The sequence below is a fragment of the Ruminococcus callidus ATCC 27760 genome (assembly GCF_000468015.1).
Lineage (GTDB): Bacteria > Bacillota > Clostridia > Oscillospirales > Ruminococcaceae > Ruminococcus_C > Ruminococcus_C callidus.
Window position 1 is genome coordinate 1 of the sequence record NZ_KI260452.1, and the last position, 12,174, is coordinate 12,174.

Sequence of the window (12,174 nt, forward strand, 5' to 3'; positions counted from 1 at the left end):
TCGGACAAGCTGTTGAAAAAGCTGACACAGGCTCTGGCAAATGCGGCAGAGGAACGAGGAACGGATGCGTCTGGGATTGCCTATGTGAAGAACAGCAAGGTAACGATTTTCAAGCGTCCGAAACCTGCCCACAAGATTCACTTTAACGCCCCCAACGGCACAAGGGCAGTCATGGGACATACTCGCATGACCACACAGGGCAACGAGAAGTTCAACTACAACAATCACCCTTTCTATGGTCATGCCGATGTGGACTTTGCCTTTGCACATAATGGCGTACTGTATAACGATAAGGAACTGCGTGTGGAAAAGCACCTGCCGCAAACGCAGATCGAAACGGATTCATACGTTGCAGTACAGTTATTGGAACAGCAAGGCAAACTAAACTTTGACTCACTCAAAAGCATGGCAGAATCCGTGCAGGGCAGTTTCTGCTTTACCGCTCTGGACGAAAACAACACGCTCTACATCGTCAAGGGCAGCAATCCCATGTGCCTGCTCCACTTTGCAGAGCTGGGGCTTTACGTTTATGCCTCGACGGAAAGCATTTTGAAAAAGGCATTGCAGAAGACTGGTTTCCACAAGTATCCGTTTGAAGTGTTGAATGTAGATGAAGGCACGATCTTGAAGATTGACCGCTATGGGTTTTTAAGCGGCTCTACCTTTGAGGTACAGGAAAGTTTCCGGTTCGGCAAGTGGACTGATTGGTATGACGAGTTGGAAGAAGAGTATTACACACAACAGGAGGAATTGCTGTTGGAGATGTGCAGTTGCTATGGCGTGACAGAAGAGGATGTCCTCCTGCTGTTGGACTATGGCTATTCCACTGATGAGATCGAAGAGATGCTGTGTGACAGCAACTTGCTTTTGGAGACGATCAACGCCATTCAAAGTGAAGAGATTTTTGCACAGCAGTAATTACAAGAAGAACCGTTCCAAAAAGTGTACTTTCTGGGACGGTTCCTTTTTTCTCAAAAACCTGTGCCAAAAGGTCCGTTTTTGACTTTTGAGACGTTCCAAAAGTGGCAGGACTTTTTGAGACAATTGGAGGTGTTTTTATGGACAACAGAACGTTCGGCTATGCCCGTGTTTCCAGCAGGGAACAGCATGAGGACAGGCAGATCGAGGCTCTCACAAATTATGGTGTCAGCAGAGATAATATCATTGTGGACAAATGTTCCGGCAAAGATACCGAACGTGAGGGTTACCAATATCTGAAAAAGCAGATTCTCAGGAGCGGCGATACGTTGGTGATTAAGGAACTGGACAGACTCAGCAGAAGTAAATCTGACATCAAGCAAGAGTTGGAGTATTTCAAAAATCATGGTGTGCATATACGCATTCTGGATATTCCAACTACATTGACCGATTTTCCACCGGAGCAGATGTGGGTCATGGATATGATCAATGCAATTCTGATTGAGGTGCTTGGAAGTATTGCAGAGAATGAACGCCTAAAAATCAGACGCAGACAGCGTGAGGGGATTGATGCGGCGAAAAAGAAAGACATCAAGTTTGGGCGGCCAACGCTGGAACTGCCCGAAAACTGGGAAATCGTGATGCAGGCTGTTGAGGCAAAGCAAATCACCGTGTCCCAAGCCATTGGTCAACTGCACATCTCCCGTTCATCCTACTATCGGCTAAAGCAACATCAATAAAATGATCTGGTGTAACATTTATTGTCAGAGGCTCCTTGTGTACCTCTGACAATTATTTTTTCAAAAGATTATTTGATGATAAGGGGAGGGCTTGGCGTCTGCCCTCCCCTTAAACCTCACCACGCCCTTGACTGCGGCTTTGCAAGCCTTGTCAATTCCTCTACAGAAAGAATTGGCTGCGATGATAAACCTGCCATAATACAATTGAGTGGGATACATTATATTTTCGTTCCACGTTCCAGGTGTTCTTTGCGTTTGAAGACAAAACAGGTTTTCCTCTTGCAGACTGTCTTATTACTATATCCTGTCCCAATTCTACGATCAAACTTGATTAAGACTTGGAACCTGGAACAGTTATACCATCATACCCTAAATTTTATTTTCAAATACTATATTTTCTGCTTTCTCTATATATAAGCCGAATGAAAAAGTACTTTTACAAAAAATAATTTCAATGAGATCGGAAACAATTCCCGTGTTGAAAGCAAGCAAGGTTCAAAGAACCGCAGGCTTGCTTGGTGGAATCAGAGATCTTTCTCTGATTCCGTGTGGAAAGGGGAAATCTCTACTCCTATTTTTTTACAAAGCAAATAAATTTTTTGCCTTTTTTTATCAATTTCATCAAGTTCATCTTTAGTAAGCATGGTTACATACTGTTTATTTATATCGAGACGTGTATTTTCATTTAAAACACACAAACCAAACTGATGTAAGACGGCTGAATAAAATTCTAGGTAATCTATACATGATTTTAAATTTTCAAAAAAATCAGTGAATAAGTCGAGGTGAATAGCAGAATACTCTTGGAACTCATGCGTTTTTTCAATTGTCTTAGAAACCATTTCAAGGGTCTTGACGAGAAGCTCATATTTTGTCTTATTGTCATTGTTACATTTTACTGTCTTCCTATATCTCCACTTATAGATTATATTTGCGGCAATTAGATCTGCCATAGTCATTTTAAGATTATCAGAGAAAGTTTGGGAGCCTTTTTTAATACGAATGTTTATAGCGTCATATATATCTGTAACAATATCATCAGATGATATGTAATTTTTATTTATTAAGTCTTCTCTTTCATGTACGAGGTCTACTTGTTCTGCATGATCTAATAATTCTACAATTTTACGCAAGTTTTCGCAACTTTCTTCTGCGTATTTCTCTGTTGTTTCACTAATTTCTACATCTTCTTTTGAAAAGTAAGAATTTTGACATTTTAGTTCATTATAATATTGAAATAATTTGGCTGTATATCTGTTGAATTCCCAGATAAAATCAAAATAGTAAATTAGTAAGGTGTTATTTGTTATATTATCAACAGAAGATATAATTATTTTCATAAAGACTTTATTTACAATTGCATCTCCTATTTCACTTTCACCTTCGAATATGTGCAGCAATTTTTCGATTATATCATATATTTTATCTATCTTTTCACCAGCGTTTTTGTCATCTTTTTTTACTTTCAGCATTGACAGATTATAATCAAATAAAGTCATCAAAGCGGCTACGCATCTATTTGCAAAGTCATGTGGTTCAATGGGTAACTTTTCAGGTGATTTTTTAGTTTCACCTGGGTCAATAGTTTGTAAGTCAGGGTAGAGGTAAAATTTTACACGGCACAGTATTGCATTTACTACTCTTGCGGTTAATCTTGCTGTCTCCTTTTTATTTTTTAGGTGATCACGTAGTGTACCTCCATGAACAATATAAATTTTCGGTTTGCAGTCAAGTGTCGTTTCTGTTTGAGATTCTACATAGTTACCTGTCGTTTTACCTGAAAATACAATATCAACGATTGTATTAACTACATCAAATTGTCTCATGTTTAATCCTTTCTAACCGTATATTTTTATGGTTTAGATAAAAAAGTGATTCTCATTGTACAAAATGCACAATAAGAAACCAGAGATTTATCATTGTTTGTGTAAAAGTGTTGCAAGAATAATTGAGTTCTGTTATAATACACTTACAGCTCAAGCAGCTGGCATCTTTAAAATTGAATAAAGGAGGAAATCAAGATGAATGAAACAAATTCTCATTTACCCCCTGTGCAGGGTGGAAACGGATTGTTTGTACCAATCACACTTGAAGAGATGGCAAAAAGTCCTGAAATTTTTGGAAGAGCAGGTGCAGCGTATTCAGAAGTGGCAGGAACTCCACCTGTCGTTCCTCAAGAACTGCAAAACGCTGTGACTGAGCCAAAAGTCCAGAGACTGAATTGTGCAAATGCTAGTGAGATATTTTATCTGGTGGTAAACATACTCAATCAGCAAAAGCCTTTATGGCGGTACCAAAACCACTTTTACATGAAGGAGAACAATGTATATGTTCCTTACAATAAGAAGGAATTCATATGCAGAGTGTATTCTGATGTTACAGCGCTTGGCTATGAGTTCACACAGCCTGCCATTTGCAGTATTACAAATGAGTTGGAAATGCGAGCTGATCTGTACCAAGGAGAGCCAAATGACGAACGCTATACCTATTGTTCGAACGGCTTTCTGAATAACCGCACAGGATTGTTTGATATTGTTTCTGATTACTTTCCGACCATTCAGCTTACCGGGGCGTATCTGGGATCTGGCCCGCAGTATCATCCTAACATGGACCGTTTCATGTCAATTCTGTTTGCTGGAGATAAGATGCTTGAAGAGAGAGCATACCAGATCATTGGCTACTGCATCAGCAGTGACGCTCATGCGAAACGCTTTTTTGTTTTCCCTGGTGCATCTGGAGATAACGGTAAATCTACCTTTATCCACCTGATACGCAGTTTGCTAAGTTCTTCTGCAGTCAAAGGCTTATCCATGAAAAAAATCTGCTTGGCGGCAATTTTGCAATGTCAGAGATTCAGGAGGCACGGATCAACGTTAGCTCTGATGAAGGCGCCTTGGAACTCAATACAGATCAGCTGGCTAAGCTAAAGAGCATCTCTGGACATGACCGGCTTACGGTTGACAAGAAAAATTCGAATCAGGTCAGCTTTACGTCTACTTGTAAGGTCATTATCGCAAGTAATCACAATATTGGTATGGCGTACAGCAGCAGTGACAGCGCCATTGTTCGCAGAATCTGCACACTGCCATTTGATGTGAAGATCCCGAAAAGTCAGCAAAATCCGAACATTGTGTCAGAGATACTGGGGTCTGAATTGAATGCAGTCACAACAGAGGCTTTGAATGCGTTTTTCAGACTGAAAGCAAATGGCTATCACTTTGCCGGTGACGATGCCGGGCTGGATGACTACGCTCTGCAATTCACGCCGATCAATGCGCAATATCACAACATAGAACGTTTTGTGCAGTGTCATGTGAGATCTATGCCCGGTAATTTCGTGCTGACAAAAGACTTGTACGATGTTTTCCAGAATTGTCTCGACTTTAACTGTGATGTATTCAAAGATGTGACGGGCTTTTCACAGGCATTAAACAATTACCTTCTCTCGAATGGATACGTTGTAAAAAAAGTCAAAAAGCATCAGGGAAACGGATATGAGGGCATAGCCATTTCTAATCCCTAAACCGAAAGGAGTAAAATGTTATGATAACGATTAAAGACTTGAAATCAAAAGCATCTTCAACGGAGTCCGACGGTGTGTATATCATGCCGTTCAATCCTAAGTATGAAAAAGATGAACTTGAAGAAAGAATGCTGAAAGTAGTAGAGGAGCAACCGAGCGTTGCTCTTCGGTTCTTATGTTTGATTGGCGATTATAAAGTTGGCACCTCAAAGCAGTATATCAGTCAGATCATTGACTCGAACGATATTCCAAGCTTGGGAGAGTCAATGCTTATCGCCTCTCCAACTGGTTCTGGCAAGACAAGCGCAGTAATCAAGATGATCAAGCACACTTCAATGCCGGTCATCTATGTGACCAACAGAAAGATGACGCTTTGTCAGTTCAAAAAGGACTATATCAAGGCATCGAAAGGACTCGATGTTCCTGCAGAGTTGCTTGACAGCATTTCCTTGGGAGAGAACATCATCGCCATTACCTATCAAGAACTTGCTGAGACAACGTATAAGTATAAAGGCAAAAAACACCTCCTCATACTTGACGAAGTCCATTGTCTGCTGGAAGATGCTAATTTCTCAGTGTACGCAGAGAAAATTATTCGGTATCTGAAAGCAAATCGTGACAATACCGCTAGAATTTACCTCACGGCAACACCAGATGCAGTTACTCCTGTGATAGCGGAAATAGAATGTGAATCAGGACAAGAGCAGGCGCTTTTTGCAATGGACTGGGATACCAATGTAAAATCTGTTTTCCATGCGTATGCTTCATACAAAACAAGATTGAAGATGGTTTACTCGATGGAAAGCAATTGGAACTATATCAACTTCAAGCTATACACCCCAGACGACACAAAGGAACTTGCTGATTATATCAAACGAGAAAATGAGCAGGGCACCAAAAGCCTGATCTATGTAAATGACATCAGCAAGGGAAAAGTGCTTCAAGAAGTGTTAGGCAATACCCAGCACATCTACTCAGATGAAGACAAACGTGCAGAAATTGCAGAGATCGCTCAAAATGAGAGATTTTCAGATCGAAACCTGATCACCACCAAGGTGGCTGAGAACGGAGTGTCCTTGCACGACGATGAATTGAATCTGATTGTTGTCGAAACACTGGATCCAATCACACTAAAGCAGGTGATTGGCAGAGCGAGAGTCAACCGCAAGAATCCCAGAGAGATCACGGTTCTTATTCCTGACTACTCTATGACCGACATCGGCAATGCGATCGCAAGTGCAGAGCAGCAAATGAGAATGGTCAAAGAGGTCAAAGCAGATCCAGATCTGGCATTGGAGTATGCAGCGAATTATCCTGCACTCGTATATTACGACAGCAAAGTAAAGCACCCTGTTGTAAATACAATGGCAGAAAAGGCACTTGCGTATCAGATCGACTTTCTCAGAGGCTTGCGAAAAGACCCCGAAAAGCCTCATGCCTTTGCCCAGGCTGTCCTTGAACTCTATGGTAAAAAGCCAGTCATCTCAGACGATATGTTCCTGTACTATGACAGAATCCTTGACTTCAAGACAAAGGCTGCGGAGGCTTTTGATACATACAAGAACTCTGAGAAGAACGCCGAGTGCCTTGACAGCCTCAAAGCAAAGCTGAAGGTTGCCTGCAACAGCACCAAGGTTTACAATGATGGCAAACAGCTCACCAGCAACATTCAAATCAGTACGGTTAATGACATACTGAAGGCAGCAGGAATTGCGTACGAAATAAAGGCAAAAGTTGAAGTTTTCAACATAGCCTCTGTCTAATTATACCATTACCTATAAGCACTTGTCAATAGAGGAGAATGATTTTTCTATTGACAGGCGCTATTATTTCAGTTGTATACTATAGTCATGACAGAATAATCTGGCTATATCCTAAAAGGAGGAATTTAACATGGAAACACCTAAATTTACTGGACGAAACGTCCCTATTACCGAAATCGCAAAAGCAACCGGCAAGAGCCAGCAGTTTATACGCATTGGCATTCAGAAACGTATCCTTCAATTTGGATATGCCCTCAAACAAGAAGGATCCAGCGAATACAATTACTTCTGCCCAGACAAAAAGGTATGGGAGGAGACCGGCTATTTTAAGGATATGAGCAATAACGACGTAGTATAAAGTTGTTTAAGGCAAAGAAGGGAGATGATGCCAATGAAACTGGGAAACGGCGTTGGTACAGTTTATAAGCTGTCCGGCAAAAGACGTAATCCGTACATCGTACGCAAAACAGTCGGTTGGGAGATCGATGTGGAAACCGGCAAGTGCAAACAAGTCTGCGTTACCATCGGTTATGCTCCGACAAGAGCAAAAGGTCTTGAGATGCTTATGGAGTACAACAAAAATCCATATGACATTGCGGTATCAAAGATCACTTTTTCTGAGGTGTTCGACAAATGGGCATCTGAGAAATTTCCGACGATCTCGGAATCGAATGTAAAGGGCTATCAGGCATCCTATAAGGCTTGTCAGCCGCTGCATAACCGAGTGTTCAAGGATCTGAAACTGATGGATCTGCAGAGCGTTGTAGACACCTGCGGAAAGAATTATCCCACACTTCGTAAATTGAAGGTGCTGCTGAACCAGATGTACGACTATGCCATGAAGTACGAGCTTTGCAGCAAGGACTATTCACAGTACGTGAATATCCAGAAATTCAAGAACAAGAATCCAAACAAAATGGATCGCACGCCGTTCACAGAAGGCGAGATCCAGGCTCTTTGGATGCAGAAGGACGATATCTATGCGCAGATCGTACTGATGCTGATCTACAGCGGTGTGCGTGTGTCAGAACTGCTCGACTTGAAACGTGAGGATGTTCATATAGACGAGCATTGTTTCAACGTTGTGCGTAGCAAGACCAGTAGTGGCATCAGAATGGTTCCGATACATGACAAGACCTATCCCATATTCCAAAAGTGGTATGAAGAGGGCTGTGAGTATTTGCTGCACACACCCGATGGAGGTCACTTTACATATCGTAACTACTATGATTCCTATTGGACTCCTATCATGAAACGCATCGGATGCACGCACAAGCCCCACGATACACGTCATACTTGTATTTCTATGATGGCAGCAAAGAATGTCAATCCTACACTGATAAAGAAGATTGTAGGACATTCAGGCGCAATGTCGGTTACTGAAAAGGTCTATACACACGTAAATGTGGAAGAGCTTTTGGAGGCGATCAATAAGATATAAGAAAAAGCTGGGACTTCGGTCTCAGCTTTTTTTGTAATGTAGTTGTTATTCAAAGCTCTCTATAAAAAATCTCAGTCCTTTTTCGGTTAACACGTACACATCCTTAAAATAATACCCTTTATACTTCATAAATTTCAGTGGAGTATAAAATGGACCGTCTTTTTCCCATGTTGCACCGATAGTCTCTTCAAGGTTTTCATTCTTTTCAGAGCTTACAACGGTGATAAACGTTATGTTTTCTCTTGCAAATTTCAAGATGTCTTTTTCATCTGATATCTGCTCAGATAAGGTGGAATACAAATAAGCGATTAGCCAAACAGAGCTTAACATCTTCTTGGGAGTAGACTTCAAAATATTCTTTATAGGTTCATTTTTGAATTCTATTAAGAACCACTCATTGTCTTTGCTGACGCAAACGGCATCAACAGCACTTGGTTGATGTTCTTTTAGATTTGGGATTTCATTGCGCCGTCTTTTTTCAAACTCTTTCGTATATTCATCAAGTTTTAAGACTTCCATATTATGAGAAGTATCAGTATATACAAACACCTCGTTGCGATCATCAAAAGAAGCGTCTATCATATCCTTACGACAATTGTCAAATTGGGAAGGATCGGGCATGGAGCGTTCCACGATGTCACAAAACTTTAGAAAATAGTCATTCGTCATCTTCTTCATCAGAATCACCACTGCTAAGTTCGTCGAGCTGCATATCAGCTAAAGTAAACATTCCACTTTTTAGACTTTTTCTCATATCACTCAGATTACTGTCATTGTCTTCAATAATGACTCCTTTTTCGGTTTGCTTTGGGATATAATAATTTCCTTTTTCAGAAATCACGTACTTTTTCATGAAGAAATTCAAGGATTCGAGGAACTGGAAACTGTGTGTGACAATGAGAATGGTCAAATCAAAATATTTTTGAAGAGCAACAATAAGTTCGGCGTAGATAATTTGCCATTCAGAATGGAGATGGATTTCAGGCTCGTCAAGAATAAGAATATCTTTTTTCTTCAGTACACCTGTTTCAAGCATTCTTTCGATGAGAGCAAAAGATTTAAGACCAGCTGAAATGTTTCTGAAGTCGAAATCCACACCATTTTCACTGTAATAATACTTACCATGACTGATTACAGTATCACCGGCATAGGCTCTTTTCAAAACCTTTCTGATCTCATCGAGTTCTTTTTTGTTTATAACGGTTTCAAGAATGTTGGACATTGAGTCTTCATTTATGTCTGCCTGTGCTTTTATTATTGCACTAATCACATTTCTGTCCATAGGATTTAGGGCAGATAAGAACCATGATACATTCGTTAGGTTAAGCCAATCCAGTACAAATGGGTTATTGATATAGTATGCAGAATGCTCAATGGGTTCATCTAACTCACAGGAGCAGGATTTTTTATTTAATAGAATTGTATCGCTTTTTCCCTTTATTTCTGCAGTAACAGAACTTTTGCCTGTTGAATTCAAATTCTTGATCTGCCCATTCATAACAAGATTAAAGTAGCGGAATACATATTCGTTCAAAATATCTTTTTCCGGTAGGTTTAAGTATTCAACCAGAGAAGCTACCTTGTTCTTTGTAACTTTTATGGGGTAATTTTCCTCAAGATATTTTTTTACATCTTCAACAGAAAAATCTTCAGCCTGAGAAGTGATAAAGGACATTGTGCTATCATTGTCAAGGAGTCTAACCGGCACATCCATGGAGTTTATATTCGACAAGATAAAATTCTTAAACCTTGAATCTTTCTGCATACTGATTTTTGTCTTATAATCATATAGAGCATTATAAAAGGAAAAAAGCGACTTGCCAATCGTACTCTTACCAGTGTTATTGTCACCGCAAATGACAGTGATCCCATCAAGTTTTATATCCGCTTTTTTGATTTTACCGAGATCCTTCAACTTGAAATCCATACAATCACTCCTCCTCTTCTTACTAAAAAGCGAATCATACAACATATCATGCTGCATCAAAAAATACCGCTATATAATATTATGAGCAGATATGCTGTAAATACTCGTATAAACCAAAAAAGCACTCACCACAGAGGGTGAATGCCTTTCTTTTTTTGTTAGTTACCTGTTAGTTACGTGTTAGTTACCGCCTAAATAACACCCTATTTTAGGCAAAATCGAAACGACAAAAACGACGCAAAACAGGTGATTTTCAGCACTCCCAAACGGGATAAAATTATCTCTTTGAGAACTGCGGTGCACGACGTGCAGCCTTCAGACCGTACTTCTTACGTTCCTTCATTCTCGGGTCACGAGTGAGGAAGCCAGCCTTCTTCAGAACCGGACGCAGTTCCGGACTGAATACCAGCAGAGCACGGGAGATGCCGTGACGGATCGCACCAGCCTGACCGGTGACACCGCCGCCGGTAACTGTGCAGATAACGTCCAGCTTGTCCATGTTGTCAGTCAGATTCAGCGGCTGACGAACGATCAGCTTCAGAGTATCCAGACCGAAGTATTCGTCAATGCTTCTGCCGTTGATCGTGATGCTGCCGTTGCCCGGATACAGACGAACTCTTGCAACAGAGTGCTTACGTCTGCCGGTACCATAATAGTATTTTACCTTAGATTCGTACATCTTTTCTGCTCCCTTCTCTTAGAACTCGCAAACTTCCGGCTTCTGAGCCGCCTGCTTGTGCTCTGCACCCTTGTAAGCGTGCAGACGCTTCAGCTGGTTTGCACCCTGAGTGTTGTGCGGGAGCATGCCCTTAACAGCGATCGTCATTGCTTCATCTGCTTTTTCTTCCATCATAACCTTATACTGTGTCTTCTTCAGACCACCGATCCAACCGGTGTGCCAGTAATAGAACTTCTTTTCCAGCTTGTTGCCGGTCAGAACTGCCTTGTCACAGTTGATGATGATTACGTTATCACCGCAGTCAACGTGCGGTGCGAATGTGGGCTTGTGCTTACCACGCAGCAGGTGTGCAGCCTTTGCAGCGACACGGCCCAGCGGCTTGCCGGCAGCGTCCAGCACATACCACTTGCGATCTACTTCGCCAGCCTTCGGCATAGTTGTTGCCATAGTCAATTCCTCCATTGAAACTTCTATCAAAAATAATCTCGATCCAGCCAAAAAGCAGGATCAGGCAGAGGGCAGTTGGGTTAGACTGCACTGCCGGCATTTCGCAAGATTATAACCGGTCTCTCTGACAGTACAAGAACTATTATACCATAGATTCAGCGGAAATGTCAAGCGGAAATCCGCAGTTTTTTTTCGATTTTCAGAGGAAATCCGCTGTGGATTTTGTGCATATTGCCATTTTGCCGCCGAAACCGGACTGCCGGCTTGCAATTTTTCAGGAACTGCGATATAATAGTATATCAGAACATGCCCCGCCAAACTGGGGATATGCTCGGCAGATCTCTGCCGGAACGGAGGTATCAGAAAATGGCACAATCCAAGACGACCGGCGGCGAGGGAATCGTTTACCTGACACGCCGTGCCTATGAAAGCGGTGAGATCCGCCTGCTGCTGCGGACAGATGCTGTCTGTGCAGAACGGGATACCGGCTGGCAGCTGTTACAGGGCAGCGAAACCGGACTGGAACTGTCCAATCCGGAAAACGGGCTGCTGGTATCCGTCGCCAGAGCACTGGAACTGGAACCGAAGCTGACACCGCTTCTGGGGGTATCTTCTGCCCCGTGCAGGGCGGCATATGCCTATGACGAAAAAAACGGCGGGTTTGTCCCCACGGCGTATCCCGCGGACATTCCCACCGAATTTTAAGGCAACACCGCACAAAGAGCGTCTGGCGACT

At 41.8% G+C, this 12,174-nt stretch carries 13 protein-coding genes; 8 read left to right on the forward strand and 5 right to left on the reverse strand.

Translation table 11 applies throughout. The annotated features are described in order from the left end of the window. The first annotated feature begins 9 nt into the window (after positions 1–9). Both RUMCAL_RS11095 and RUMCAL_RS11100 read left to right on the forward strand, forming a co-directional pair. Complete coding sequence (locus RUMCAL_RS11095) at positions 10–918, forward strand: class II glutamine amidotransferase (protein ID WP_051343839.1); 909 nt, start codon at positions 10–12, stop codon at positions 916–918. 140 nt (positions 919–1,058) lie between these two features. Next, the gene (locus tag RUMCAL_RS11100) at positions 1,059–1,658 is read left to right on the forward strand and encodes a recombinase family protein (RefSeq protein WP_040648053.1); all 600 of its coding nucleotides are present in this window, start codon (positions 1,059–1,061) and stop codon (positions 1,656–1,658) included. 524 nt (positions 1,659–2,182) lie between these two features. Here the strand turns inward: RUMCAL_RS11100 and RUMCAL_RS11105 are convergent. Beyond that, positions 2,183–3,484 carry a hypothetical protein gene (locus RUMCAL_RS11105; protein WP_021682972.1) on the reverse strand — a complete coding sequence of 434 codons (1,302 nt, stop codon included), beginning with the start codon at positions 3,482–3,484 and terminating at the stop codon, positions 2,183–2,185. A 195-nt stretch (positions 3,485–3,679) separates the two neighbouring features. Here RUMCAL_RS11105 and RUMCAL_RS11110 point away from each other — a divergent pair, with 195 nt between their 5' ends. The 5 genes from RUMCAL_RS11110 (at position 3,680) to RUMCAL_RS11130 (ending at position 8,385) form a co-directional block, all read left to right on the forward strand. Continuing rightward, positions 3,680–4,585, forward strand: a complete 906-nt coding sequence (locus RUMCAL_RS11110) for a hypothetical protein (RefSeq protein WP_021682973.1) — start codon at positions 3,680–3,682, stop codon at positions 4,583–4,585. Then, on the forward strand, positions 4,501–5,181 hold the full coding sequence (locus RUMCAL_RS11115; protein ID WP_242823511.1) for a DUF5906 domain-containing protein: 681 nt from the start codon (positions 4,501–4,503) through the stop codon (positions 5,179–5,181). The genes RUMCAL_RS11110 and RUMCAL_RS11115 overlap by 85 nt, the downstream gene beginning before the upstream one ends. Positions 5,182–5,201: 20 nt before the next feature. Beyond that, entirely contained in the window at positions 5,202–6,944 is a 1,743-nt protein-coding gene (locus RUMCAL_RS11120; protein WP_021682975.1) for a DEAD/DEAH box helicase family protein, read from the forward strand. 130 nt (positions 6,945–7,074) lie between these two features. Further along, positions 7,075–7,302 (forward strand): hypothetical protein, encoded by a 228-nt coding sequence (locus tag RUMCAL_RS11125; protein ID WP_021682976.1) that lies wholly within the window; start codon positions 7,075–7,077, stop codon positions 7,300–7,302. A gap of 33 nt (positions 7,303–7,335) precedes the next feature. After that, the gene (locus RUMCAL_RS11130; RefSeq protein ID WP_040648054.1) at positions 7,336–8,385 is read left to right on the forward strand and encodes a tyrosine-type recombinase/integrase; all 1,050 of its coding nucleotides are present in this window, start codon (positions 7,336–7,338) and stop codon (positions 8,383–8,385) included. Positions 8,386–8,430: 45 nt separating this feature from the next. On the opposite strand, the gene RUMCAL_RS11135 is transcribed toward RUMCAL_RS11130, so the two are convergent. The 4 genes from RUMCAL_RS11135 to rplM all read right to left on the reverse strand — a co-directional run bounded on the left by RUMCAL_RS11135 (position 8,431) and on the right by rplM (position 11,438). Further along, positions 8,431–9,063 carry a hypothetical protein gene (locus RUMCAL_RS11135; RefSeq protein ID WP_021682978.1) on the reverse strand — a complete coding sequence of 211 codons (633 nt, stop codon included), beginning with the start codon at positions 9,061–9,063 and terminating at the stop codon, positions 8,431–8,433. Continuing rightward, positions 9,044–10,312: an AAA family ATPase gene (locus RUMCAL_RS11140; protein ID WP_040648055.1), complete on the reverse strand. Its 1,269-nt coding sequence runs from the start codon at positions 10,310–10,312 to the stop codon at positions 9,044–9,046. Before RUMCAL_RS11140 ends, RUMCAL_RS11135 begins: the two co-directional genes overlap by 20 nt. Before the next feature lie 277 nt (positions 10,313–10,589). Next, positions 10,590–10,991, reverse strand: coding sequence for a 30S ribosomal protein S9 (rpsI, locus tag RUMCAL_RS11145; protein ID WP_021682980.1), 402 nt, complete (start codon positions 10,989–10,991; stop codon positions 10,590–10,592). Between the two features lie 18 nt (positions 10,992–11,009). Continuing rightward, the gene (gene rplM / locus RUMCAL_RS11150; RefSeq protein WP_040648056.1) at positions 11,010–11,438 is read right to left on the reverse strand and encodes a 50S ribosomal protein L13; all 429 of its coding nucleotides are present in this window, start codon (positions 11,436–11,438) and stop codon (positions 11,010–11,012) included. Between the two features lie 366 nt (positions 11,439–11,804). Between rplM and RUMCAL_RS11155 the strand changes: the two genes are divergently transcribed. Next, positions 11,805–12,143, forward strand: a complete 339-nt coding sequence (locus RUMCAL_RS11155) for an immunity protein Imm33 domain-containing protein (RefSeq protein WP_040648057.1) — start codon at positions 11,805–11,807, stop codon at positions 12,141–12,143. Positions 12,144–12,174 lie beyond the last annotated feature (31 nt).

Bases quoted from the DNA above. Each gene is read 5' to 3' on its own strand.
- RUMCAL_RS11120 (WP_021682975.1), top strand. From the start codon at position 5,202: ATGATAACGATTAAAGACTTGAAATCAAAAGCATCTTCAACGGAGTCC.
- RUMCAL_RS11140 (WP_040648055.1), bottom strand. From the start codon at position 10,312: ATGGATTTCAAGTTGAAGGATCTCGGTAAAATCAAAAAAGCGGATATA.
- RUMCAL_RS11105 (WP_021682972.1), bottom strand. From the start codon at position 3,484: ATGAGACAATTTGATGTAGTTAATACAATCGTTGATATTGTATTTTCA.
- RUMCAL_RS11110 (WP_021682973.1), top strand. From the start codon at position 3,680: ATGAATGAAACAAATTCTCATTTACCCCCTGTGCAGGGTGGAAACGGA.
- rpsI (WP_021682980.1), bottom strand. From the start codon at position 10,991: ATGTACGAATCTAAGGTAAAATACTATTATGGTACCGGCAGACGTAAG.
- RUMCAL_RS11115 (WP_242823511.1), top strand. From the start codon at position 4,501: ATGTCAGAGATTCAGGAGGCACGGATCAACGTTAGCTCTGATGAAGGC.
- RUMCAL_RS11135 (WP_021682978.1), bottom strand. From the start codon at position 9,063: ATGAAGAAGATGACGAATGACTATTTTCTAAAGTTTTGTGACATCGTG.
- RUMCAL_RS11130 (WP_040648054.1), top strand. From the start codon at position 7,336: ATGAAACTGGGAAACGGCGTTGGTACAGTTTATAAGCTGTCCGGCAAA.
- RUMCAL_RS11100 (WP_040648053.1), top strand. From the start codon at position 1,059: ATGGACAACAGAACGTTCGGCTATGCCCGTGTTTCCAGCAGGGAACAG.
- RUMCAL_RS11125 (WP_021682976.1), top strand. From the start codon at position 7,075: ATGGAAACACCTAAATTTACTGGACGAAACGTCCCTATTACCGAAATC.
- rplM (WP_040648056.1), bottom strand. From the start codon at position 11,438: ATGGCAACAACTATGCCGAAGGCTGGCGAAGTAGATCGCAAGTGGTAT.
- RUMCAL_RS11155 (WP_040648057.1), top strand. From the start codon at position 11,805: ATGGCACAATCCAAGACGACCGGCGGCGAGGGAATCGTTTACCTGACA.